Source organism: Rhodopseudomonas palustris, from assembly GCF_003591005.1.
GTDB classification, from domain to species: Bacteria; Pseudomonadota; Alphaproteobacteria; order Rhizobiales; family Xanthobacteraceae; genus Rhodopseudomonas; species Rhodopseudomonas palustris_K.
The window spans coordinates 190,719-215,635 of record NZ_QYYD01000002.1 but is presented as its reverse complement, the minus strand read 5'-3'; the positions used below and the strand labels follow the sequence as shown (position 1 = coordinate 215,635).

24 protein-coding genes are annotated in these 24,917 nt (G+C 65.9%); 12 read left to right on the top strand and 12 right to left on the bottom strand.

Annotation, left to right across the window (positions count from 1 at the left end; genetic code table 11):
• The first annotated feature begins 19 nt into the window (after positions 1–19).
• Positions 20–1,204: a CaiB/BaiF CoA transferase family protein gene (locus tag D4Q52_RS02935; protein WP_119855039.1), complete on the top strand. Its 1,185-nt coding sequence runs from the start codon at positions 20–22 to the stop codon at positions 1,202–1,204.
• Between the two features lie 199 nt (positions 1,205–1,403).
• Here the strand turns inward: D4Q52_RS02935 and D4Q52_RS02930 are convergent, their stop codons facing one another.
• The 11 genes from D4Q52_RS02930 to D4Q52_RS02880 all read right to left on the bottom strand — a co-directional run bounded on the left by D4Q52_RS02930 (position 1,404) and on the right by D4Q52_RS02880 (position 12,039).
• Positions 1,404–1,649, bottom strand: a complete 246-nt coding sequence (locus D4Q52_RS02930) for a DUF2249 domain-containing protein (RefSeq protein ID WP_119855038.1) — start codon at positions 1,647–1,649, stop codon at positions 1,404–1,406.
• A 37-nt stretch (positions 1,650–1,686) separates the two neighbouring features.
• A complete protein-coding gene (locus D4Q52_RS02925; RefSeq protein ID WP_119855037.1) occupies positions 1,687–2,907 on the bottom strand; it encodes an NnrS family protein in 1,221 nt (406 codons plus the stop codon).
• 202 nt (positions 2,908–3,109) lie between these two features.
• Entirely contained in the window at positions 3,110–3,802 is a 693-nt protein-coding gene (locus D4Q52_RS02920; RefSeq protein WP_119855036.1) for an NnrU family protein, read from the bottom strand.
• Positions 3,803–3,969: 167 nt separating this feature from the next.
• Entirely contained in the window at positions 3,970–5,622 is a 1,653-nt protein-coding gene (gene pgm, locus D4Q52_RS02915) for a phosphoglucomutase (alpha-D-glucose-1,6-bisphosphate-dependent) (RefSeq protein ID WP_119855035.1), read from the bottom strand.
• Between the two features lie 241 nt (positions 5,623–5,863).
• The gene (locus tag D4Q52_RS02910) at positions 5,864–6,697 is read right to left on the bottom strand and encodes an alpha/beta fold hydrolase (protein ID WP_119855034.1); all 834 of its coding nucleotides are present in this window, start codon (positions 6,695–6,697) and stop codon (positions 5,864–5,866) included.
• A 145-nt stretch (positions 6,698–6,842) separates the two neighbouring features.
• Entirely contained in the window at positions 6,843–7,217 is a 375-nt protein-coding gene (locus D4Q52_RS02905; RefSeq protein WP_182915216.1) for a response regulator, read from the bottom strand.
• Positions 7,218–7,343: 126 nt separating this feature from the next.
• Positions 7,344–8,180 carry a phosphodiesterase gene (locus tag D4Q52_RS02900; protein WP_119855033.1) on the bottom strand — a complete coding sequence of 279 codons (837 nt, stop codon included), beginning with the start codon at positions 8,178–8,180 and terminating at the stop codon, positions 7,344–7,346.
• Positions 8,181–8,202: 22 nt separating this feature from the next.
• The gene (locus tag D4Q52_RS02895) at positions 8,203–9,264 is read right to left on the bottom strand and encodes an ABC transporter ATP-binding protein (RefSeq protein WP_119855032.1); all 1,062 of its coding nucleotides are present in this window, start codon (positions 9,262–9,264) and stop codon (positions 8,203–8,205) included.
• Positions 9,261–10,046, bottom strand: coding sequence for an ABC transporter permease (locus D4Q52_RS02890; RefSeq protein WP_119855031.1), 786 nt, complete (start codon positions 10,044–10,046; stop codon positions 9,261–9,263). Before D4Q52_RS02890 ends, D4Q52_RS02895 begins: the two co-directional genes overlap by 4 nt.
• 3 nt (positions 10,047–10,049) lie before the next feature.
• Complete coding sequence (locus tag D4Q52_RS02885) at positions 10,050–10,865, bottom strand: ABC transporter permease (protein WP_119855030.1); 816 nt, start codon at positions 10,863–10,865, stop codon at positions 10,050–10,052.
• Positions 10,866–11,037: 172 nt separating this feature from the next.
• Positions 11,038–12,039 (bottom strand): ABC transporter substrate-binding protein, encoded by a 1,002-nt coding sequence (locus D4Q52_RS02880; RefSeq protein WP_119855149.1) that lies wholly within the window; start codon positions 12,037–12,039, stop codon positions 11,038–11,040.
• Between the two features lie 310 nt (positions 12,040–12,349).
• On the opposite strand from D4Q52_RS02880, the gene D4Q52_RS02875 reads away from it, so the two are divergent.
• The 11 genes from D4Q52_RS02875 to atzF all read left to right on the top strand — a co-directional run bounded on the left by D4Q52_RS02875 (position 12,350) and on the right by atzF (position 24,017).
• Positions 12,350–12,613: a hypothetical protein gene (locus D4Q52_RS02875; protein ID WP_119855029.1), complete on the top strand. Its 264-nt coding sequence runs from the start codon at positions 12,350–12,352 to the stop codon at positions 12,611–12,613.
• 251 nt (positions 12,614–12,864) lie between these two features.
• Positions 12,865–13,332 (top strand): hypothetical protein, encoded by a 468-nt coding sequence (locus D4Q52_RS02870; RefSeq protein WP_119855028.1) that lies wholly within the window; start codon positions 12,865–12,867, stop codon positions 13,330–13,332.
• A gap of 286 nt (positions 13,333–13,618) precedes the next feature.
• Positions 13,619–15,238, top strand: coding sequence for an ABC transporter substrate-binding protein (locus tag D4Q52_RS02865; protein WP_119855027.1), 1,620 nt, complete (start codon positions 13,619–13,621; stop codon positions 15,236–15,238).
• A gap of 170 nt (positions 15,239–15,408) precedes the next feature.
• Positions 15,409–16,422, top strand: a complete 1,014-nt coding sequence (locus D4Q52_RS02860; protein WP_119855026.1) for an ABC transporter permease — start codon at positions 15,409–15,411, stop codon at positions 16,420–16,422.
• 10 nt (positions 16,423–16,432) lie between these two features.
• Positions 16,433–17,341 (top strand): ABC transporter permease, encoded by a 909-nt coding sequence (locus D4Q52_RS02855; RefSeq protein ID WP_119855148.1) that lies wholly within the window; start codon positions 16,433–16,435, stop codon positions 17,339–17,341.
• Positions 17,342–17,507: 166 nt separating this feature from the next.
• Positions 17,508–19,340 carry a dipeptide ABC transporter ATP-binding protein gene (locus D4Q52_RS02850; protein WP_119855025.1) on the top strand — a complete coding sequence of 611 codons (1,833 nt, stop codon included), beginning with the start codon at positions 17,508–17,510 and terminating at the stop codon, positions 19,338–19,340.
• Positions 19,341–19,469: 129 nt separating this feature from the next.
• Positions 19,470–19,670 (top strand): DUF4089 domain-containing protein, encoded by a 201-nt coding sequence (locus tag D4Q52_RS02845; protein WP_119855024.1) that lies wholly within the window; start codon positions 19,470–19,472, stop codon positions 19,668–19,670.
• Between the two features lie 28 nt (positions 19,671–19,698).
• Positions 19,699–21,075, top strand: a complete 1,377-nt coding sequence (locus D4Q52_RS02840; protein WP_182915222.1) for an AtzE family amidohydrolase — start codon at positions 19,699–19,701, stop codon at positions 21,073–21,075.
• 12 nt (positions 21,076–21,087) lie between these two features.
• Positions 21,088–21,483, top strand: a complete 396-nt coding sequence (hpxZ, locus tag D4Q52_RS02835) for an oxalurate catabolism protein HpxZ (RefSeq protein ID WP_119855022.1) — start codon at positions 21,088–21,090, stop codon at positions 21,481–21,483.
• Complete coding sequence (locus tag D4Q52_RS02830; RefSeq protein WP_119855021.1) at positions 21,480–22,205, top strand: GntR family transcriptional regulator; 726 nt, start codon at positions 21,480–21,482, stop codon at positions 22,203–22,205. Before hpxZ ends, D4Q52_RS02830 begins: the two co-directional genes overlap by 4 nt.
• Before the next feature lie 12 nt (positions 22,206–22,217).
• Positions 22,218–24,017 carry an allophanate hydrolase gene (gene atzF, locus D4Q52_RS02825; protein ID WP_119855020.1) on the top strand — a complete coding sequence of 600 codons (1,800 nt, stop codon included), beginning with the start codon at positions 22,218–22,220 and terminating at the stop codon, positions 24,015–24,017.
• Between the two features lie 412 nt (positions 24,018–24,429).
• Here atzF and D4Q52_RS02820 read toward each other — a convergent pair whose 3' ends face one another.
• A complete protein-coding gene (locus D4Q52_RS02820) occupies positions 24,430–24,900 on the bottom strand; it encodes a hypothetical protein (protein ID WP_119855147.1) in 471 nt (156 codons plus the stop codon).
• Positions 24,901–24,917 lie beyond the last annotated feature (17 nt).

Genomic DNA, 24,917 nt, shown 5'->3' with positions numbered 1-24,917 from the left:
GAAGAGTGGGAGGAATTGAATGACTGCCGATCAGCGGACCGGACCATCGCGCGCCAATGCCTTTGCCGGTCTTCGCGTCCTCGACTTCTCCACCACGATTGCCGGCCCGCACTGCACCCGGATGCTCGCCGACATGGGCGCCGAGGTGATCAAGATCGAATCGTCCGACGGCGACACGATGCGCAACCGCCCGCCGGTGCGGGACGGCTACAGCACGGCGTTCGGCCAGCTCAACGTCGGCAAGAAGAGCATCGTGCTGGACCTGAAATCCGCCGAGGGGCGCGAGGCGGTGCGGCGGCTGGTGACGACCGCCGATGTGCTGGTGGAGAATTTCCGCCCCGGCGTGATGCGGCGGCTGAAGCTGGACAACGCATCGTTGCGCGGCCTCAACCCGAAACTGATCTACTGCTCGATCTCCGGCTACGGCCAGACCGGCCCGTCCGCCGAGCTGCCGGCCTATGCGCCGGCGATCCATGCGGCGTCCGGTTACGATCTGGCGCATCTCGCTTACCAGCCCAATCGTCACCAGCCGGACTATTGCGGCATCTACTTGGCCGACGTCGTGTCCGGCATCTACGCCTATGGCGCGATCGCCTCGGCGCTGTATCAGCGCAGAACCACCGGCGAAGGCCAGCACATCGACGTATCGATGCTGGAATCGATGCTCAGCCTGACGCTGAATGAGCTGCAGAGCGCGCAGTTTCCGGTCAAGAAGCAGACGCGGCCGCAATTCGGCCCGGTCGAGACCGCCGACGGCTATGTGATGATCGCGATCGCCAGCGAGAAGTCGTTCCGCAGCTTCATGCAGGCCGGCGGCCATCCCGAACTGATCAGCGATCCGCGCTTCGCCGAGTATCATCACCGCCGCGAGCACTGGGCCGAGCTGATGGACATCATGGAGACCTGGTCGCGGACGCTGACCTCGCAGCAGTGCCTCGCCGCGCTCGACCGGCATGGCGTGCCGTGCTCGGCCTATCGCACCGTGGCCGAAGCGATGGCCGACCCGCAGACCGCGCATCGGCAAGCCTTTGCAGACGTCGAAGACGGCGGCGGCACGTTCAAGGTGCTCAACCAGCCGTTCCGGCTGTCGGGAGGCAATCCGGCGCCGACGCCGAGGGTCGCCACCCTCGGCCAGCATACCCGCGCGGTGCTCGCCGATGCTGGCTATTCTGCCGATGAATTAGCCGCGCTCGGCGTTGGATAAGATGCGCTGAGATTGCTCGGCGTGCCGGTGGATTGTGCGCAAGATAGTTAGCTTTGCCTCCGTCACGCCCGGGGCTCGTCCCGGCCATGCACGCCTTCACCGAGTTTCGTCAGCAAGGCGTGGATGCCCGGCACAAGGCCGGGCATGACGGGGAGAGGTCGAGGATCGGGGCTTTCGGTGTGCCGGCGATGATCGAGAGCTAAGCCGCCCGGCGCAATTGCACCCGCCACAAGTCGGGGCCTTCTTCCAGATAGGTCCACTGGCAATCGTCACCATGCACCGCTTGAAAGAAGTACTTCAATGGTCGCGGGTCGTGGTCGACCACGATCTGCAGGCCCTGCCCCGGAGACAGGCTGTCGAACAGGCGCGGGATGATCTCGTGGCGCTGCTGATGCGGGATCTGGCGGACGTCGAGGACACGTTCGGCGGTCGCGGCTTCGGTCATGGTCGGTGGTCCTTTTGCGGTTGGAAGCAATTCGAATTCAGTGCGGTTTGCCTCGCGCGAGCAGCGTCGGGCCGTAGCTCACGGCGAAGCCGAGGAAGGCGACGGACCAGCCGAGCGCCGCGACGTGCAGCAGCGGATCGCCCCAGGCCGGCGCCAGCGCGGCGCCGATCCGCGCCGCCACTGCGAGCAGCGCGGCGAGATACACGACCTGGGTCGCCGCTGAAGCGTGCAGCTTCTGCCCGGTGTGGCCGAGCGAGGCGCGGGTCATCACCGCCAGCGTCATGACGCCGGCTCCGCCGACCATCCAGGCATGCAGGCCGGCGCTGGCGGGCGCCAAGCCGAACGCCGCGCAGGCGCCAAGCAGGAAGCCGACCGGCACGAACACGTAGCCAACATGCAGCACCAGCAGCAGCCGATCGCGCAGCGTACGGTCGCCGGCCCAGCGCGCCAGCCGCACCAGATGCAGCCCACCGGCCATCGCCAGCGCCGTTCCGGTGACCGCGCCCGCCGGCTGCACGATCCACAGCAGCAGCGTCGCGGCCGTGAAGGCGAGGATCACCATGTCGACCTTGTTGAACGGCACCGGCAGCCGGCCGGGATTCTCGCGCACCAGCCAGTTGCGGGTGAAGCTGGGCGTGATGCGGCCGCCGATCAGCGCGATCAGCATGATCACCACGGCGATGCCGGCGCGAATGCCGTAGTCGGCCGCGCCATTGAAATGCGCCTCGAGATGGAACGCGACGTTGCCGATCAGCAGCAGCGACAGCAGCGCGACGACGTTGAGGTTGCGCCAGTTCTTGCCGGCGACGATCTCGCGGGTGGCAGCGAGCGCCACCGCGAGCAAAAAGCCGGCATCGACCAGCAACGCGATCAGCCAGCCGGTGTCGGCCGAGAACGTCACGCACAGCCGGCCGGCGAGCCAGATCAGCACCAGCGTCAGCAGCGGCCTTCCCTGCAGCGGGAGCCGGCCGGTCCAATTCGGGATCGCGGTGAGCAGGAAGCCGGTGATGACCGCCGGCAGATAGCCGTACAGCATCTCGTGGACGTGCCAGTCGCGCGGCGCGAACGCGGTCTGCAGCGTCAGCTCGCCGTGATACACCGGCAGCCACAGCAGCACCGCGACCGCCGCAAACAGCGCGCCGAGCATGAAGAACGGGCGGAAGCCGGCGGACAGCACGGTCCAGCCGCTATGCGACCGGGTACGCGGCACCGGCTTGCGCTTCGGCGCAGTGGAGGATTGGACTGTCGTGCTGCTCATGGCGTTCACCGGATCGACCGGCGACCTTCCGCCGGCTTCTCCTGTGTAAGCCGCCGCCCACCGGACTGGTTGTGCCAGCACAAACTCGCGAACGATTGGCGAGGAGCATCCCCTTAGCGTCATTGCGAGCGAAGCGAAGCAATCCAGCCCAGTGCACCGGTCTAGATTGCTTCGTCGCTTCGCTCCTCGCAATGACGGAGCGTTACGGCAGCGGCGAGACGCCGATCACGATGGGATGCAGCCACAGCAGCGACAGCCACGCGGCTAAGCCGACGCCGACGCGCAGCAGGCTGATCTTGCGGAGATCCGGGCGGAAGCGGCCGGTGATCAGGGCGGCGAATGGCCAGAATGAGGTGCGGGCGGCGAGGCGCGCCCATGTCTCAGCACCGAGTTGCCGGCGCTTGCGGCGGTCGATGATCACCATCCCGAACAGCGCGATCAGCGCGAAAAAGCCGAACAGCGCGACATGCGCGAGGTCGCCGTTCGGCACCGCATGCGCCGCGGCCCACAGGCCGATCGCAGCCAGCAGCGGATGCCTGACGACGCCGACGATGCCCGGATGATCGGAGTCGAAGCGCTTGCGCGGATCGCCGCCGAACGACAGCGGATTGGCGGCGCCGACGCCAAAGGCGGTGAGCTGGCACGCCAGCGGCAGCGCGAGATTGGGCACGAGCATCTGCCAGCGCTCGAACGGCCACAGTTCGACGAACGGCGCGCGTGCTGCGGCGACGATCAGCCAGGCCAGCACGAGCAGGGACTCGATGCTGTACGCAAAGAGGAAGCCGCCCTCGCCGAGCGCGCCGACCAATTTCGCCCGCACTGCCGGCCGTGCCGGCAGCGCGTGGCTGAGCAGGAACAGCGCGAAGGCGGCGACGAATTCAGTCCAGCCGGTCAAGAGGGATGCCCACGTGTTGCCTCGCGGCTCGTCATTGCGAGGAGCGAAGCGACGAAGCAATCCAGCTCAGTGCATGGAGCTGGATTGCTTCGCTTCGCTCGCAATGACGGAGAGACGTTTTGCTCGCCGACGATCGATCGCCATCCCGGTTCCGGCGTTGTCGCAGATCAACCTGCGGCGAACATCGCGCTCAGGGCGGCCTGGGCTTCGTCTTGAATCTGTCGAAGATGCTCCGCGCTGACGAAGCTCTCGGCGTAGATCTTGTAGACGTCCTCGGTGCCGGACGGGCGCGCGGCGAACCAGCCGTTGGCGGTCGTCACCTTGACGCCGCCGATCGGCTGATTGTTGCCCGGCGCCTTGGTCAGCGTCGCGGTCACCGGCTCGCCGGCGAGCTCTTTGATGCCGAGCTTGTCGGCGGTCAGCGTCTTGAACAGCGCCTTCTGCGCGGGATTGGCCGGCGCGTCGATGCGGGCGTAGAACGGGGCGCCGAGTTCGGCGGTCAGACGCTGATAGATCTCGCCCGGATCGGCCTTCATCACCGCAGTGATCTCGGCCGCCAGCAGGCCGAGGATGACGCCGTCCTTGTCGGTGGTCCACACCGTGCCGTCGCGGCGCAGGAACGAGGCGCCGGCGCTTTCCTCACCGGCAAAGCCGAAGCTGCCGCCGATCAGGCCGTCGACGAACCATTTGAAGCCGACCGGGGTCTCGACCACCTGCCGGCCGATCTTGGCCGCGACGCGGTCGATCATCGCGCTCGACACCGCGGTCTTGCCGATCGCGGCCTGCGCGCCCCACTCCGGCCGATGCGCGAACAGATAGGAGATCGCGACCGCCAGATAGTGGTTGGGGTTCAGCAGCCCGCTGGAGCGGGTGACGATGCCGTGGCGGTCGGCGTCGGTGTCGTTGGCGAAGGCGACGTCGAAATCGTCGCGCATCCCGATCAGCCGCGCCATCGCGTAAGGCGACGAGCAGTCCATCCGGACCTTGCCGTCCCAATCCGCGGTCATGAAGCGGAAGGTCGGATCGACCGCCTTGCTGACGATGGCGGCGTCGATCTTGTAGCGCTCGATGATCGGCTGCCAGTAATGCACCGCCGCGCCGCCGAGCGGATCGATGCCGATCTTCACGCCGGAGGCGCGGATCGCCTCCATGTCGACCACATTGGCAAGGTCTTCGACATAGGGGGTGACGTAGTCCCGCCGGTGAACGTTCGAAGCCTTGAGGGCGCGCGCATAAGGGATGCGCTTGACGCCTTTCAGCCCGTCGGCGAGCAGCGCATTGGCCGCTTTCTCGACCACCGAGGTGATGTCGGTGTCGGCCGGGCCGCCGTTCGGCGGATTATATTTGAAGCCGCCGTCTTCGGGCGGATTGTGTGACGGCGTGACCACGACGCCGTCGGCGAGACCGCTGCTGCGGCTGCGGTTGTAGGTGAGGATCGCGTGCGAGATCACCGGGGTCGGCGTGTAGCCGCCGTGCGCGTCGATCATCACCTCGACGCCATTGGCGGCGAACACTTCGAGCGCGCTCACCAGCGCCGGCTCGGCCAGCGCGTGGGTATCGATGCCGATGAATAGCGGCCCGTCGATGCCGGCGCCGCGACGATGATCGCACACCGCCTGGCTCACCGCGACGATGTGGTCCTCGTTGAAGGCGTTGTTGAAGGCCGAGCCGCGATGCCCGGAGGTACCGAAGGCGACGCGCTCGCCGGGCACGCTCGGGTCGGGCTTTCCGGCGAAATAGGCGGTCACCAGCCGCGGCACGTTGACCAGCTTGTCGGGATCGACGGGCTTGCCCGCCAGCGGACTGACTTCCGCAGCCATTGCGCACTCCATCACGCGAACCAGACCGATCCCTCGCCCGCCACGAGTCCGCCGTCAAGGGTTAGTGGCCTCCTGTGAGCCTGACCGGAAATGAGTCCCCAAATCGGGCACTTTCGCTTCCGCGCGTCATGCCCGGCCTTTGTGCCGGACATCGGGACGAGCCCGGCCACGACGGAATTCGTTGGCAAACGAAGGCAGTGAGGGAGGAGGTCAGACCTCGCTGCGAACCTTGAGTCGGGCTTCAAGGCCCCATCGCGCGCGGGTCGTTGTGCAGGATCCTCGGATCGATCGGGCTGACCTTGCTGTTGGTCGGCTCGGACAAAAACTGGTCCAGCGTCGCCTGGATCCGCGACTTGACGCTCTCCGGTCCGCGATCGCTCAGCTCGTTGTGCTGAGCGCCGGTGTCGATGATCTCGATGCCGGCCTGCTTGGCGATCTTGGAATCGGGCAGCACTCCGGGATCGGTCTTGAAGTGTGGATCCTCGGATCGGAACGACAGGATTTTCGCCGCGCCGGAGGTGACAAACGGCACCCGCAGGTTGTCGAGCGTCACGACGCGTCGCACCAGCTCCGGATGCTGCTGGGCGAAGAACATCGATATGTCGCCGCCGTTGGAATGTCCGAGCAGCGTCAGGTGGTCGTAGTCGGCGTAGGGAATCCGCTTCTTGAGCTGATCGATCGTGAAAATGATGTTCTTCTCGCCGCGCTCGTAGACCTTCAGCCGGCCGACGTAGAGCGAGCCCTGCGTCGTCATCAGCGGCGCGTCGGTCGGTAGATCGTGCTGAATGCTGGCCACCAGAAAGCCGCGCGCCGCTAGCACGTTCGCTAGGAACGAGTATTCGGTGTTCTTCACGGTGTTACCGTGGCTGACGATCGCGACCGGCAGCATCGTCATGCCGGCTTCGGCCTTCATCTCGGTGTCGCGGCGCACGGCCAGATCGACCGCGATCGGGCGCTGCCGCACCTCGTCGTAAAAGCTGATGTTCTCGTGTCGGATCGCCCAGTGGCTGAACGAAAAATACGCCACAGCCGCCACGGCGCTCAGTCCCACAAAGACGGTTAACGGTCGCTTCATCGAGTATCCCTGCGGCGCCCTATCCCACTACTCCATTTGGGATGTCACACTAGCCCGGAAAGATGATCGATTAGAATGAGATAGATTAAATTTTCGACAGCCGGCATCGCTGCAGTGCGAAATCTTCGAATGATCTCTTTCGAGGTTACGAAGTCATTTCCAGCAGCAGCCGTGTCACCTGATGGGTGGTGTAGGGCTTTGGCAGGAAGCGCCCGCCTTCCGGCAGGTCCTTCTCCGCGACTTTCACCCGTCCCGATGTCGCGATGATCTGGATCGGCGGCCACCGGCCCCTGACGGCTTGCGCGAGCTTCAGCCCGTCCATCGAGCCCGGAATCTGGATGTCCGTGAAGACCACGCGAATGTCGTCACGCGCTTCCAATATCTCGATAGCTTCGTCGGCGTTGCTCGCCTCTATCACGGCAAACCCCGCTTGATGCACGATATCGACGGCATTCATCCGCAGCAGCGCTTCGTCCTCGACGACCAGCACGACCGGCTTGGTGCTCACCACATTCGGCATCCTTGACCTCGTTCAGAGATCAATCAAGGGTCGGGCGCGACTTTCGTTCCGGGAACTTGTTCGCTTTTGGAGTGATCTCCACGAGTGTTTGGGCGAAGTGATCAGCAGCCACGAGCCCGCGCGTGATCACAGCAGTTTGCCATCCGGGCCGAAGAATGGATGCGGCCCGTCAAAGGCTCCGATCGGCACCTGGTGAGTGACCAAATCGCCGAAGCTGCCGCCGGCAAACCAGGCGTGCAGATGCAGAGCCGGCGGCTCGACCCGGAACGACGGCGGCAGAGTCCCCCCGAGGTCGAGCGCCACAGCATGGTTGGGCGCCGGGCAGATCGTGGCCGGCACGCCGGCAAATTGGGTCAGCGTTGCGCGGTGGACGTGGCCGGCCGCGATCAGCCGCACCCACGGATAACGCTCGACGATGGTGGCGAACTCGGCCGCGTTGCGCAGGTTCTGCCGGTCCATGTGCCCGATGCCGGTGCGGAAAGGCGGATGATGCAGAAACAGCAGCGCCGGGCGCTGATCGGAGCAGGACAGGATGGCGTCGAGCCATTGCAGCGTCGCTGCGTCGAGTTCGCCATGCGGCTGTCCCGGCACGCTGGAATCCAGCAGCACGATATCGAGATCGCCGACCGGCTGCAGCTGATTGAGCGGCCCCTCCGCCGGAAACAGCGGCTGAGGAAAGCAGCCCCGCATCAGCTCGCGCGAATCGTGATTGCCCGGGATGGCGACAATCGGAATCTGCAGCGGCGCCAGCAGCCGAGCCAAATGCGCGTATTCCTCCTCGCTCGGCGTATCCGCCAGATCGCCCGAGATCACCACGAGGTCGGGCCGCGGCGTCAGCGCGTTCAGCGTCGCCACGCAGCGCTCCAAAGCCTTGGCGGTGTCGACCTTGCCGTAAGCGAGGCTGCCGGGCGCCTTGATATGCAGATCGGAGATTTGCGCGATCAGAATCGGCTTCTGCGTCATCGTCTTTCCCTATCAGTCCTGTTCACATCGCGTCTTGCAGCAGCCGGATCGCCTCGGGTGCGACAGCGAGGCCGACCGTGTCGCCAGCGCGAATCTCGAGATTGTTGGGCGCCTCGATCGTCAGCGCCTTTTCGGCTGCGCCGACAATCGCCAGGCGCAGACGATCGCCGATGAAGCTGACACTGTCGACGCGGCCTCTGAGCATCGCGCGATCCGGGGGCACCACGCTGATAGTTTCGGGCCGGATCATCGCCACCGCGCGCGGCTGCGATTCTGCGCCAATGACTGCGAGGCTGCCGCCCGGCAGGCGCAGCCGGCCCTGCGCGATCTCGGCCTCGAGGATATTGGCCGCGCCGACGAACTCGGCGACGAAGCGGCTGACCGGCCGGAAGTAGATCTCACGCGGCGCGCCGACCTGGGCAATCTCGCCCTTGCTCATCACCACGATGCGGTCGCCGAGCGCCATCGCCTCGGCCTGATCGTGCGTGACGTAGATGGTGGTGATGCCGAGCGAGCGCAGCAGCCGATCGAGCTCGCCGCGCAGCCGATCGCGCAGCGCTGCGTCCAGCGCGGTCAGGGGCTCGTCGAGCAGCAGCACGGCCGGCCGTATCGCGACCGCGCGTGCCAGCGCAACGCGTTGGCGCTGGCCCCCGGAAAGCTGATCGATCCGGCGATGCTCCAGCCCGGCGATGTTGGTCAGCGCCACCAGTTCGGCGACGCGGATGTCACGCTCGCGCCTGGCGACACCGCGGATTTTCAGCCCGTAACCGATGTTTTCGGCGACGGTCATGTTGGGAAACAGCGCGTAGGACTGAAACACCATGCCGACATTGCGTTTCTCGATCGGAACCGACGTCACATCGGCGCCGTCAAACAGCACCCGGCCGCCACGGTCCGGCTGCTCGAGCCCGGCGATGATCCGCAGCATCGTGGTCTTGCCGCAGCCGGAGGGACCGAGCAGCACCAGCGTCTCACCGCGCGCGATGTCCAGCGTTGCGGGCTGCAGCGCTCGGCTGCCATCGGCAAAGGTCTTGCCGCAGGTCTCGATCCGCACCGACACGCCGTGTCCGGTATCGATGGTCATGACTTTGGTCCCCGCCCGGCCAGGAGCTGCATCGCCACCAGCAGCGGGACGATCATGATGAAGAAGATCAGCGTATAGGCGGACGCCACCTCGAGCCGCATCGACGCGTAGCTGTCGGCGAGGCCGACCGGCAGCGTCTTGGTCAGCGGTGTGTGCAGCATCCAGGTAAGATTGAACTCGCCGAGCGACAGCGTCACCACCATCAGCGCACCGGCCAGAATGCCCGGCATCGCGTTCGGCACGATCACCTCGACGAAACGCCGCGGCGGCGAGGCGCCGAGCGAGGCCGCGCCTTCGTCGAGCGTGCGGATGTCGATGGTGGCGAACACCGCCATCACCGAGCGCACCATGAACGGAATCGTGAACACGACATGGCCGGCGAGAATGAACAGCCAGGAGCGCCGGAAACTGCCGACGCCGCCATAGCTCAGCAGCAGCGCCAGGGCTATGGCGAGGCCCGGAACGGCCAGCGGCAGCGTGATCACTTCCTCGATCAGCCGGGACAGCCGGCCGCCGCGGACATGCAGCGCATAGGCGGCCGGCACGCCGACTACCAATGTCACTGCGAGCGTCGCGAGCGCGATCATGAACGACAGCCCGATGGTGTCGGCATAAAGATCCCAGACCTGCGCCACCCACTGCAGCGTCAGTCCCGACGAGATGCCGCGGAAGTAGTTCACGGTGACGCCGGCCGTGATCGACAGCAGCACCGGCACCACCAGGAACGCCGCGACCAGCAGCGTGAACAGCAATTGAGCCGTGAAGATCAGCCGACCCTGCATCGCCTAGCCGGTCGCCGCGACTGTGCCGCCGCTGAGCGCGCGCGCCAGCGCCAGGATCGCCCAGGAAATCAGTCCGAGCCCGACCGACAGCGACGCGGCGGTGGCGAAGTTGGCTGCCAAAGTGAACTCGGTGTAGATCAGCATCGGCAGCACGTCGATATTGGTCGCCAGCGTAAACGCGGTGCCGAACGCGCCCATGGCCGTCGCAAACGCGATCGCGCCGGATGCGACGAACGCCGGCATGAGTGCCGGCAGCACCACGTCGCGCTGCACCGCCCAGGGGCTGGCGCCGAGCGAGCGCGCCGCCTCCTCGAGGCCGCGGTCGAGCTTCTGCACCGCCGCCATGATGGTGAGGATCACGCGCGGGATCGAAAAATACAGATAGCCGAGAAACAGCCCCCAGATCGAATAGGCGAACACCAGCTTGCTGCCGGTGACGAGCCGCGTCAGGTCGCCGATCACGCCCTGCCGACCGGCGAGCAGGATGATCAGGAAGCCGATCACCACGCCCGGAAACGCCAGCGGAAAGGTCAGCATCGCCACCAGCACGGCGCGCCCCGGGAAACGATGACGCTGCAGGAAGATCGCCGCGATGGTGGCGATCACCAGCGTCGCCAGCGTGGTCGCCGTGGCGAGCAGCACGGTGTTGATCAGCGTCGCGCGATAGCGCGGCTCCAGCACGATCGCCAGATAGCCGGCCACGCCCTGCGGCCCCTCGGCACCGACCACGACCAGCCGTGCCATCGGCAGCACGAAGAACGCCGCAGTGAGCACCAGCAGCGGCGACATGCAGGCCAGCGAGAATGAGCGTTGCGACATTGGGCCTTGGTTCGATGCGTATGAGGACTTCGACGGTTTCAGAGGACTCGCCATGGCCGCGCTTGTCCCGGCGATCCACGTCTCGTTCGCACGGCTTCAGCGCCGCGGCCGCTGCAAGGCGTGGAGGCGCCGCGGGACAAGCCTGGGCCTGACGAATCTTGCTGCGATGGCGTCAACGCACCTCGGCCAGATAGCGATCGGTAAACGACTTCTGGCCCGCTTCCATCCTGGCCCAATCGACGCTCTTGGCACGGGCGTAGTCGCTGTCCGGCAGGAACTTCGCCTTGACCTCGGCGGGCAAATCGATCGGCCGGGCCGGACGCAAGTAAGCGTTGGTCCAGATCGCCTGGCCCTTGTCGGACAACAGATAGTCCATCACCTTCCTGGCCTTGTCGGCGTTCGGCGCGTCCTTCACCAACGACACCACATAGGGAAACACTACCGATCCCTCGCACGGGATCACGAACGCGAAGTTACCCTTCTCGGTGTATTTGGCCCGATAGGCGTTGAAGTCGTAGTCGAACAGGATCGGGATTTCGCCGGACACGACGCGCGCATAGGACGTCTGCTTCGGCACGATCGCGTCGTTGCCATGCAGCGATTTGAAGAAGTCGATCGCCGGGGCAAAATTCGTCTCGCTGCCGCCGAGCGCGAGGTTGACTGCCACCGCGCCGACAAAGCCGACCGCCGCGGAGGGCGGATCGAGATAACCGACCATGCCCCTGTAGTCGGGCTTCAACAGATCTTTCCAGCACGCCGGCACCGGCTTGCCGCCGAGCGCATCGACATTGACGAACAGCCCGAGCGTGCCGGAGTGGATCGCGGTCCAGCCGCCGTCCGGATCCTTGAGGCCGGCCGGCACCTCGTTCCAATGCTGCGGCTTGTAGGGCTGGGTAACACCCTGCGCCTTCGCCTTGATGCCGAAGTTGACGCCGAAATAGCCGATGTCGGCGATCGGGTTGCTCCTTTCGGCGAGCAGCTGCGACAGCGCCTGGCCCGAATTCTTGTTGTCGAACGGGATATCGAAGCCGAGGTCCGTCTTGACCGACTTCAGCATCGAGGCCCAGTCGGCCCATTGCGGCGGGCAATTATAGCAGATCACATCCGCAGCCCTGGCGGGCGCGACGACACCGACCAGCGACAGCAGCGCCGCGGCGAAACCAGCAAACTTCATGATCATCCCCGATGAGCAGGCGCGCGAAAGGAGGTCCCCCGCCGCACCGGCTTCACCTATCGGCGGCAGATGACAGGTTTGCGACATACCAGAATGCCTTCAGCGCCCAACCGATGAGAAATCAGTTCAGACTGCTGGGGAACTTTCGATCACGCTCGAAATTGTTTTCGGACCCTGAAGATACGCCCGCCGGCGCGGCTATGAGTCGCGCGACTGCGGCAGTTTGGCCGCCCGACATGCTGGCCGCGAATTGAGGCGGGCTTCTCGGTCGCGGTGCCGCAGCACCACAGCCACAGCGAGGGGATGTTTTATGCCGATGTCAGCCAAGACCAATGCGTGCCGGCCGTGGGACGACGAACAGGTCGAGCGGCTCAAAGAATTGATCGCCAGCGGCGCGTCGGCGGTGCGCGCCGCTGCTGCCTTGAAGCGCGCCCGCTCGTCCGTCCAGGTGAAGGCGCGCAAGCTTGGCATGCCGTTCATGGCGAGCCGCGACGTCAAACGATTGCGCGACGCCAAGATCGCTGCTGCCGAGAGTACTCCGCTACGCGCCCAGGCGGCGCCGTCGGAGCGTTGATCGGCTGCGCGCTCGTCAAGATTGCTGATAAAAATCAGCGATCGATGCGTCAGGTTGTCGCCCTGCCGCACACCATTATTACGCTGATACTATATCCGATTACCTCTAGCCGAAGTGCTAGTTCAGCACATCGATTAGCAGTCAAGATTTTTGCGGCGAATTCACAGATTTCAGCACATACTTGCAGCGGCTCATGCCGCCTCACGAATCAATTGGAAAGGCACCTGCAACGCGGGTGAAAGGGTATCCCGATGCAATACTGGATCATTGCATTTACAGCCGCGCTCGTCGTGGTCATTGGCTATGCGGCCGGCCCTGTCGGCGCCGCCATTTCGCTGCTCGCCTTCGCGGGCTCCTTGTACCTGATGTGGGCTCGCAAACTCGGCTTCGCCGGCGCGTGGACGCGGTTCGGACTCGACCGCTTTACCGCGCCGTTCTGGAAGGGCGAGAACTGGGAGCGGTTCAACGCGCTGTTCGCCGACGGCGAGAGCGTCGTCAAGGCCGGGACCATTGCGGTCGCCCTGATCGCCCTGTCGTTGATCCTGCCGGCCGGACAGGTCGGCCTGGTCGCCGCAGCGGTCGCTGCCTGGTACGCCTTCGAGGTCTACCGCAGCCAGCGTCCGCTGGTGCGGCCGGCCGGTGCCATCGAATCCAAGCCGGCGCCCGACAAGGTGATCTACACCGCCGCTCCGCAAGTTGAGCCGGCTCAATTCAACTGAAACTCGCGCCAAACGATCTCGCAGGCGATGGCGGCTCCGCTCGCCGTCGCCTGCAGGGATGGCATCGACAAATTTGGGCGCGCGTCGATAATTGCTTAATTTTTTGGCATAATTCTTCGATTGTATGCAATGAGCCTCCGGCCTGCCGCGGCTCGCTCTGGTCCCAATTTCGACAATTCGGGTAGTCGGATCCGACGCTTAGCCAGCGTGGCCTGCTCCTGCGAGCAGCTGGCACGAACCTTGCGAACGCTTCTCCGAGCTTAGCCCTTGTGCCTCGGAGCCCCGTATGAAGCGTCGCGACTTCCTGAAATCCGCCACCGCCCTTGCCGCCGGCGCCATGGTGCCCGCGCCGGCGATCTGGTCTGCCGCCAAGGCAGACGCCCGATCGGAATCGCTTCTGGTGGTGTCGGAGAGCGGCCCGAACAATCTCGACATTCACGGCGTCGGCACCAATGTGCCGGGCTACGAGGTGTCCTGGAATTGCTACGACCGCCTGATCACCCACGAGATGAAGGAAGGCCCCGGCGGCGTTCCGTATTACGATAAGGACAAGTTCAAGGGCGAACTCGCCGAAGACATGGTGGTCGGCGACATGTCGGCGACCTTCAAGCTGAAGAAGAACGCCACCTTCCAGGACGGCACGCCGGTCACCGCCAAGGACGTCAAGTGGTCGCTCGACCGCTCGGTCAGCGTCGGCGGCTTCCCGACCTTCCAGATGAGCGCCGGCTCGCTCACCAAGCCCGAGCAGTTCGTCATCGTCGACGACCACACCGTGCGGGTCGACTTTCTCACCAAGGACAGGCTGACGATCCCGGATCTCGCGGTGATCGTGCCGTGCGTCGTCAATTCCGAACTGGTGAAGAAGAACGCCAGCGAGAAGGACCCTTGGGGTCTCGAATACACCAAGCAGAACACCGCCGGCTCGGGCGCCTATCGCGTGGTGAAGTGGACCGCTGGCACTGAAGTGATCATGGAGCGCAACGACAAATGGGTCGGCGGCCCGCTGCCGAAGATCAAGCGCGTGATCTGGCGCATGGTGCCGCAGGCCGGCAACCGCCGTGCGCTGCTGGAGCGCGGCGACGCCGACATCTCGTATGAATTGCCGAACCAGGACTTCGCCGAGATGAAGCGCGACGGCAAGGTCAACGTGGTGTCGCTGCCGATCAGCAACGGCATCCAGTATCTCGGCATGAACGTCACCCAGCCGCCGTTCAACAATCCGAAGGTACGCGAAGCGGTGGCCTATGCGGTGCCGTATCAGAAGATCATCGACGCGGTGATGTTCGGCCTCGCCAATCCGATGTTCGGCGCCGCGGCCGACAAGCCGACCGAAGTGAAGTGGCCGCAGCCGACCAAGTACAACACCGACATGGCCAAGGCCAAAGCGCTGATGGCCGAGGCCGGCTACGCGAACGGGTTCGACACGACTCTCTCCTTCGACCTCGGCTTCGCCGGCGTCAACGAGCCGATGTGCATCCTGATCCAGGAGAGCCTGGCGCAGATCGGCATCCGCTGCACCATCAACAAGATCCCGGGCGCCAACTGGCGCACCGAGCTGAACAAGAAGGTGATGCCGCTCTACGTCAACATCTTCTCGGGCTGGCTCGACTATCCGGAATACTTCTTCTACTGGTGCTATCACTCCGGCAAGTCGATCTTCAACACCATGGGCTACGACTCGCCCGAGATGGACAAGCTGATCGACAGCAGCCGCATCGCCGCCGCGACCGGCGACACCGCTACCTACGACCGCGACGTCAAGGGCTTCGTCGACCTCGCCTTCACCGACATCCCGCGCGTGCCGCTGTACCAGCCCTACCTCAACGTCGCGATGCAGAAGAACGTCAGCGGCTTCGCCTATTGGTTCCACCGCCGTCTCGACTACCGGACGATGGTGAAGGGCTGAGTTTGAGGTGGGCGCTCTCCTTCCCCCTCTCCCGCTCGCGCGAGAGGGCCGGGGTGAGGGCGACGCAGGCACAGCGCCTGGGGACCCCCACCCCCGACCCCTCCCCGCAAGGGGGAGGGAGCAAGCTTCGCTGCGCGGCGGGCGCCGTGCGTACTTGGAGTAAGTGATCAATGCTGACTCTCATCGGCAAGCGCCTGATGTTCGCGATCCCGAGCCTGATCGGCGTGGTGATCGTGACGTTCCTGCTGACCCGCGCCCTCCCCGGCGATCCGGCCGCTTACTTCGCCGGCCCCGCCGCCAGCAAGGAAGCGATCGAGCAGATCCGCAGTAAGCTCGGGCTCGACAAATCGCTGCCGGAGCAGTTCGTCCGCTACACCACCGAGCTGGCGCAAGGCGATCTCGGCCAGTCGCTCACCACCGGCCAACCGGTGGCTACCGAGATCCGCAACCGCCTGCCCGCCTCCGCCGAGCTGACGCTGCTCGGTCTCGTCATCGCCATCGTCATCGCCATCCCGCTCGGCATCATGGCGGCGACGCGGCCGGGGTCGTGGATCGATCATCTGTGCCGCGTCACCACCACCGCGGGCGTGTCGCTGCCGGTGTTCTTCACCGGACTGCTGCTGGTCTACGTCTTCTATTTCAAGCTCGGCTGGGCGCCGGCGCCGCTCGGTCGACTCGACGTGTTCTACAGCGCGCCGACCACCGTCACCGGCTTCTATCTAATCGACAGCCTGATCGCGCGCGACTTCGAGACCTTCCGCTCGGCGCTGAGCCAATTGCTGCTGCCGGCCGCGACGCTGGCGATCTTTTCGCTGGCGCCGATCGCCCGCATGACGCGCGCTTCGATGCTGGCGATCCTGGCGTCGGATTTCGTCCGCACCGCGCGCGCCAGCGGCCTGTCGCCGCGCAAGGTGACGATGACCTACGCGTTCCGCAACGCGATGCTGCCGGTGATCACGACGCTCAGCATGGTGTTCTCGTTCCTGCTCGGCGCCAACGTGCTGGTCGAGAAAGTTTACGCCTGGCCCGGCATCGGCTCCTACGCGGTCGAGGCGCTGATCGCGTCGGACTTCGCACCGGTGCAGGGCTTCGTGCTCACCATGGCGGTGATGTACGTGCTGCTCAATCTGGTGATCGATATTCTCTACGGCGTGATCGACCCGCGCGTGCGGCTGGAAGGCTAGGAGCATGACCATGACCAGCGTCGCCCCTCCCCTCGGCGAAACCTCGGCCGCCAAACCGGTGCGCCGCTCGGCGCTCCGAGATATGCTGGCGCACACCCGCTACGTGCTCGGCGACAATCGCGTCACCGCTTTCGCGTTCGGCCTCCTGGTGGTGATCGTGTTCGCCGCGCTGTTCGGGCCGTACCTCGTGCCCTATGACCCGCTGGCCAGCAACACTGCGCAGGCGCTGAAGCCGCCGTCGGCGACCAACTGGTTCGGCACCGACCAGCTCGGCCGCGACATCTTCAGCCGCGTCGTGGTCGCCACCCGGCTCGATTTGTTCATCTCGGTGGCCTCGGTGGCGCTGGTATTCCTGATGGGCGGCCTCGCCGGCATCGCGGCCGGTTACTTCGGCGGCTGGACCGACCGCATCGTCGGCCGCATCGCCGACACCATCATGGCATTCCCGCTGTTCGTGCTGGCGATGGGCATCGTCGCGGCGCTCGGCAACACCGTGCAGAACATCATCATCGCCACCGCGATCGTCAACTTCCCGCTCTACGCCCGCGTCGCCCGCGCCGAGGCCAATGTGCGCCGCGAGGCCGGCTTCGTGATGGCCGCGCGGCTGTCCGGCAACAGCGAGATGCGCATCCTGCTGGTGCACATCCTGCCCAACATCATGCCGATCATGATCGTGCAGATGTCGCTGACCATGGGCTACGCCATCCTCAACGCCGCCGGCCTGTCGTTCATCGGCCTCGGCGTCCGCCCACCGACCGCCGAATGGGGCATCATGGTCGCGGAAGGCGCGAGCTTCATGGTGTCGGGCGAATGGTGGATCGCGCTATTCCCCGGCCTCGCGCTGATGATCGCCGTGTTCTGCTTCAACCTGCTCGGCGACGGCCTGCGCGACATCTTTGACCCGCAGCGGAGGACGTGATGCCGAGCTATCCCGAGCTTACGTTCGTCATCCCCGCGAAGGCGGGGACCCATACGCCGCAGCGAGACTGTTCTGCGATGATAGCGGCACCTTCATTCGATCGCGAGACCAGGGGTTATGGGTCCCCGCCTTCGCGGGGACGACAGACCGAGACGTGGAGCGTTCGATGACCACCCGGCCCCTGCTCGAAGTCCGCGACCTCACCGTCGAATTCGCCACCCGGCGCGGCATCGTCAAGGCGGTGCAGCATGTCGATATCACCGTCGGCAAGGGCGAGACGCTGGCGATCGTCGGTGAATCCGGGTCCGGCAAGTCGGTGACGTCCTACGCGGTGATGCGGATTCTTGATCGGGCCGGCAGGATCGCCGAGGGCTCGGTGATGTTCGGCGGCATCGACATCAAGGCTGCCAGCGAGCAGCAGATGCGCGACCTGCGCGGCCGCGAGATCTCGATGATCTTCCAGAACCCGCGCGCCGCGCTCAACCCGATCCGCAAGGTCGGCGACCAGATCGAGGACGTGCTGCGCCAGCACGTGCAATCGACCTCCACGGATCGCGGCGAGAAGGCGATCGCGGCGCTGGAAGCGGTGAAAATCGCGCGGCCGCGAGAGCGCTACCACGCTTATCCGTTTCAGCTGTCCGGCGGCATGTGCCAGCGCGTGGTGATCGCGCTGGCGCTCGCCTGCAATCCGCAGCTACTCATCGCCGACGAGCCGACCACCGGGCTCGACGTCACCACCCAGAAGGCGGTGATGGATTTGATCGTCGAGCTGACGCGGAGCCGCGGCCTGTCGACCATCCTGATCACCCACGACCTCGGCCTCGCGGCTGCCTACTGCGACCGCGTGGTGGTGATGGAAAAGGGCCGCGTCGTCGAGACCGCGCTCGCCGCCGACATCTTCGCCAACCCGCAGCATCCATACACGAAGAAGCTGATGCGCGCGACGCCGCGGCTCGGCGTCGGGCTGCGGGATTTGCTGCCCGAGGGAGAGAGCACCGCGGCGGCCGCAAACGTTGCCGTCATGGCCGGGCTTGACCCGGCCATCCATCCCGCTTCGGACGAATCTTCGCCAAGAGTGATGGACCCCCGGGTCAAGCCCGGGGGTGACGACGGTGTGAGTGGCAAGCGTGCAAAGGGTGACGCCGACACTTCGAAGACTTCCGCCCCCCTCCTCGTCGTCGAAAAGCTGGTCAAGGAATATCCCCGCCAGGGCGCCACCGCGACGTTGAGCCGGTTGTTTTCGCGCGGCCCTGCTGTCGAGCCGGAGGCCTTCCGCGCCGTTGACGGCATCAGCTTTCAGGTCGGCCATGGTGAGAGCGTCGGACTGGTCGGCGAGTCCGGCTGCGGCAAGTCGACGACCTCGATGATGGTGATGCGGCTGCTGGACCAGACCTCGGGGCGGATCACCTTCGACGGCGAGGAGATCGGTGCGATCCTGCCGCAACGGTTCGCGCGGCTGCCGCAGCGCAAGGCGATCCAGATGGTGTTTCAGGATCCGACCGACAGCCTCAACCCGCGCTTCACCGCCGCGCGTGCCATCGCCGATCCGATCCTGCAACTCGGCGACGTCAAGGGCCGCGCGGCGCTGCGGGCGCGCTGCGAGGAGCTGGCCACCCAGGTCGGGCTGCCGCTCGATCTGCTCGACCGCTTCCCGCATCAGCTCTCCGGCGGCCAGAAAGCCCGCGTCGGCATCGCCCGCGCCATCGCGCTGCGGCCGAAGCTGATCATCCTCGACGAGCCGACCGCGGCGCTCGACGTGTCGGTGCAGGCCGTGGTGCTCAACCTGCTGCAGGATCTCAAGCAGTCGATGGGGATGAGCTATCTGTTCGTGTCGCACGACCTCAACGTCGTGCGGCTGCTGTGCGACCGCGTCATCGTGATGCGCGCCGGGCGCATCGTCGAAAAGGGCACCAGCGAACAAGTGCTCGGCGATCCGCAGGACGCCTACACCCGCGAACTCCTCACCGCCATCCCGCACCCGCCGCTGCCGGTGACGTGATGATCTTTCCCCACCCTATCCACGTCATTCCGGGACGCGCCCCTTGGCGCGGGCCCGGAATCCATACTCACTGTCGGTGGTTATGGATTCCGGGCTCGCCGCGGAGCGGCCCCGGAATGACAAACGCTGATGATCTTGACGAGGCTCGCTTTGACTGACTCTCTTGATAGCTACATCGACGCCGTCGGCTCCGCCCTCGGCCTGGCCATCGACCCGGCCTGGAAGCCCGCCGTGCGCGGCAATCTCGAAATCTCGCTGAAGCTGGCGCGGCAGGTCGATGAGTTCGCGCTGCCCGACGAGACCGAGCCGGCGAGCGTGTTCAGTGCCTGAGGTGAAACCTTCGATGTCCAGCGACTGGATGACCGCCGCCGAGATCGCCGCTGCCGTCAAGGCAAAGACGCTCACCGCGCTCGCCGCCACCGAGGCCGCGCTGGCGCGGATCGGCAAGGCGGATGGCACACTCAACGCCTTCACCGATATCGTCGCCGAGCGAGCGCGCAAGCGTGCTTCCGCGATCGACACCGCGCTTGCCAGTGGCGACAGCGTCGGCCCGCTCGCCGGCGTGCCGTTCGCGGTGAAGAATTTGTTCGATGTCGAGGGGCTACCGACGCGCGCCGGTTCGAAGATTAATCGCGACCTACCGCCCGCACCCCGCGACGCCGTGCTGATCGAGCGGCTGGAAGCCGCGGGCGCCGTGCTGATCGGGGCGCTCAACATGGGCGAATACGCCTACGACTTCACCGGCGAGAACGTCCACGACGGTCCGTCGCGCAATCCGCACGACCCGACGCGGATGACCGGGGGCTCCTCCGGCGGCTCCGGCGCCGCGGTCGGCGGCGGCGAGGTGCCGCTGGCGCTCGGCTCCGATACCAACGGCTCGATCCGCGTGCCGTCGTCGTTCTGCGGCATCTTCGGGCTGAAGCCGACCTATGGACGACTGCCGCGCAGCCGCAGCTTTCCGTTCGTCGCCAGCTTCGATCATCTCGGTCCGTTCGCGCGCAGCACCGCGGACCTCGCTCTGGCTTACGACGCCATGCAGGGCCACGACGCCGGCGATGCCGGCTGCGCGGAGCGCCTGCTTCAGCCCGTCTCCGCTTCGCTGGCGCAAGGCCTGGATGGCCTGCGCATCGCCCGTGCCGGCGGTTACTTCGCCCAGAACCTGTTTCCCGAAGCGCGCGAGGCCATCGACCGCGTCGCCAAAGCCCTCTCGATCACCACCACCGTCGAGCTGCCGGAAGCGGCGCGCGCCCGCGCCGCGGCGTTCGTCATCACCACGGTCGAAGGCGCTTCGCTGCATCTCGACCGACTTCGGCAGCGGCCGAATGATTTCGATCCGGCGGTCCGCGACCGGCTGATCGCCGGCGCGATGATCCCGGCGCCGCTGGTCGACCGCGCCCAGAAATTCCGCCGCTGGTATCGCGCGCGTGTGCTCGAACTGTTCAAGGACGTCGACGTCATCATCGCGCCGGCGACGCCCTGCACGGCGCCGAAGCTCGGACAGCAAACCTTTGTGCTCGACGGCGTCGAGCTGCCGGTGCGCGCCAATATCGGCATTCACACCCAGCCGATCTCGTTCATCGGCCTGCCCGTGGTGGCGGTGCCGATCCCGCTCGAGCCGCTGCCGATCGGCGTGCAGATCATCGCCGCGCCGTGGCGCGAAGATATCGCGCTGCGCGTCGCGCATGCGCTCGAACAAACCGGCGTCGCCCGCGCGCTACGCCCGCAAACCTTCTGAATGGATTCTGAGATGGACATCGATCTGCCCGACGTACTCGCCGAAGTCGGCGAGGCCTTCGCCCGCTACGAGACTGCGCTGGTGACCAACGACGTCGCCGTTCTCGGCGAGCTGTTCCGCAATGATCCGCGCACGCTGCGCTACGGCATGGGCGAGAACCTCTACGGCTATGACGAGATCCAGAATTTTCGTTCCGGGCGCTCGCCGGTCGGGCTGATGCGCCGCACCGCGCGCACGGTGATCAGTTCCTACGGTCGCGACACCGCGGTGGCGTCCACCTTGTTCTATCGGGACAACGCGCCCGGCAAGGTCGGTCGGCAGATGCAGACCTGGATCCGCTTCCCCGAAGGCTGGCGCATCGTCGCCGCTCATGTCAGCGTCATCGACGAGCCGCCGGCAACGTCATGAGCCTCGATCCGCTCCCCCTGCCTCGTATCGCCGTACAACCGCCAGGCACGACCGTAGCCAAGAGGCCGGCCGCGGTGATCGGCAAGACGACGCGTGCCGAAGAGCTGCGCCTGCAACTCGCCGACGAAATCGTCCGCGGCACACTGGCGCCCGGCGCTCCGCTCGACGAGACCGAGATCGCCGCCCGCTTCAAGGTCTCGCGCACGCCGGTGCGCGAGGCGCTGCGGCAGCTCGTTGCCAGCGGCCTCGTCGAATCGCGACCGCATCACGGCGCGGTGGTCGCACGCCCCTCGTTCGAACGGCTCACCGGCATGTTCGAGGCGATGGCTGAACTGGAAGCGATGTGCGCCGGCTTTGCGGCCGAGCGGATGTCGCCGCTGGAGCGACGTGATCTCGAAGCGATCCACGCCGAATTGCGCCAGCTCAGCCACCACGGCAATCCCGAGCGCTTTCACGAAGTCAACCAAAACTTTCACAACGCGATCTACGCCGGCTCGCACAACGACTACATCGCCGAGATCACGCTGGCGACGCGGGTGCGCGTGCAGCCGTTCCGGCGGGCGCAGTTCCGCAATCTCGGCCGATTGGCGAAATCGCATGCCGAGCACGACCGCGTCGTCGTCGCGATCATGCGCGGCGATCGGGCCGGCGCGGCGGCGGCGATGCGCAGCCACATCGAGCTGGTACGCGACGAATACGAAATCTACGCCGTGTCGGTGTAAGCGGAGAATGACGTGACCGAAACCATCGCCGAAATCGTCGCCGCGCATCGCGCCGGCACCGCCACGCCGGCGCAGACCGTCGCACGCTGCTATCAACGCATCCGCGCCCACGGCGACCCGGCGATCTTCATCACGCTGCGCGACGAAGCCGACGCGATCGCCGAAGCGGTCGCCCTCGCCGCCAAGGATCCGTCGCTGCCGCTGTACGGCGTGCCGGTCGCGGTGAAGGACAATATCGACGTCGCCGGCCTGCCGACCACCGCCGCCTGCCCGGCCTTCGCGTATCAGCCGGCGCAGGACTCCACTGCGGTGGCGCGGCTGCGTGCAGCCGGCGCGATCGTGATCGGCAAGACCAATCTCGATCAGTTCGCCACCGGCCTGGTCGGCGTGCGCTCGCCTTACGGCATCCCGCGCAATGCGATGCGCGCCGATCTGGTGCCCGGCGGATCGAGTTCGGGCTCGGCGGTCGCTGTCGGCGCCGGCCTGGTGCCGCTGTCGCTCGGCACCGACACCGCCGGCTCCGGCCGCGTGCCGGCGATGCTGAACAACATCGTCGGCCTCAAGCCGAGCCTCGGACTGATTTCGAGCACTGGCCTGGTGCCGGCCTGCCGCACGCTGGATTGCATCTCGATCTTCGCGCTGACGGTCGACGATGCCGTCGCGGCGTTGCGCGTGCTGGGTTATCCTGATCCCAACGATGCCTATTCGCGCGAGCGGCCGGTTGCGCCGCTGACGACGAAGCCGGACAGGCTGAAGCTCGGCGTTCCGCGCAGCGGCCAGTTGCAGTTCTTCGGCGATCAGCAGGCTGAGGCGGCCTACGCGGCCGCGCTGCAGCGCTGGACGAGGCTCGGGGCCGAGTTGATCGAGGTTGATATCGAGCCGCTCTATGAGACTGCACGGCTGCTCTATGAAGGACCTTGGGTGGCGGAACGCTATCTGGCGATCCGCGAGCTGATCGACTCGACCCCCGACGCCCTACATCCGGTGACGCGCCAAATCACGCTCGGCGGCAAGACCGTCAGCGCGGCTGATACGTTCGCCGCCCTTTATCGCTTGCAGGCCTTGCGCAAGATCGCGGACCAGACCTTCGCGGGTTTCGACGCGCTGGTGTTGCCCACCGCGCCGACAATCTACACGGTCGACCAGGTGCTGGCAGATCCGATCACGCTCAACAGTCGGCTGGGGACGTACACCAACTTCGTCAACCTGCTCGATCTCTGCGGTCTCGCGGTGCCGGCATCTATCGGTGCGAACGGGTTACCATTCGGCATCACGCTGTTGGCGCCGGGCGGACGCGATGCGGAGCTCGCCAGTATCGGCCGCATCTTCCATGCCGACACCGCCCTGCCGCTCGGCGCGACGGGAAAGCCGCAGCCGGCGCTGGCGGCCGTCAAAGCCGCGCCCACCGCCGAGGGCATCAACATCGCGGTGGTCGGCGCACATCTCTCCGGCATGGCGCTCAACAGCGAACTGACGAATCTCGACGGCACATTGATGAGCGCCACCGAGACTGCAGCCGACTACAAGCTGTATGCCCTGAAAGGCACGGTGCCGCCGAAGCCCGGCATGCTGCGCGTTGCTACGGGCGCAGGCGCGGCGATCGCGGTGGAAGTCTGGACGCTGTCGCCGGCCGCATTCGGCCGCTTCGTCGCCGCAATTCCGCAGCCGCTGTCGATCGGCACGATCACGCTCGCCGACGGCACGATGGTCAAAGGCTTCCTGGTGGAACCAGCGGCGCTGGACGGCGCGCGAGACATCACGCATTTCGGCGGCTGGCGCGCCTATATGGCGGATCTCGCCAAGGTGGGGTAATCACATTGTTAGCAAGCTAACGGGCAGCGCTTAGCGCGGTTCATCGATCGATCGAGGCGCTCCTGGCATCCCCACCTGCATTGGGTGGTCATCCCGGGAGCCTGGCCGGAAACTCGGGCCGAGATCACAGTCAATTTCCAATTCGCTTGATTTGCTCACAGACTCCGTCATGGCCGGGCTTGTCCCGGCCATCCACGCCTTTCCTGCGTCCCCGTCAGCAAGGCGTGGATGCCCGGCACAAGGCCGGGCATGACGCGTGGAGACGGAACTGGCTGAAACCGAAAGGGGCAAATTTCGGTCAGGCTCTGAGGATCCTCGCCATGAGGTTTGTGCTTGTGGCGACGCCACTTGTGCCGGCTCTAAGTCTTATAGAAATAGAACCGCCAGTGCGCTGCCCCGAGATTTACTCAGCTCACAGCGACCACTTGGCCGCGTCGGCCGGCTTCTGCTTGTAGATCGTGCCGGCGAAGTCGACGTGCAGCTCGGTCCACGGACCGCGGCCCTGCCGCGCCAGGACTTCGAAGTGTTTCGGCTTGCGCTGCGGCTGCCCCTTCGGGCTCCAGCCGGCTTCCTCGACGACCACAAGCACACGGTGCGGATCGGCCGGCAGGTCCGGGTGACGATGACCCGGCGGGTGATGCGGCTTCTTGTGATGGATGAGCACGGCATCCCGGCCCTGCGCCGCAATTCGCGTCACTTTGATTTCGGAGGGGCGGCGTTCGCCCTCCAGCTTCACTTCAAGTCCGGCGCTGAGCGGAAACGCTTCGGCGCCTTTTGGGCCGAGGTCTGCGAGATGGGTTTCGCCGTGTGCTTGCAGCGTAAACCGGTGAGCGAAGACGTGCTGGATCACGCCCGAGAGGGCGATTTCGTCGTGGTGCGGCATCATTTTCTCCGTAGAGC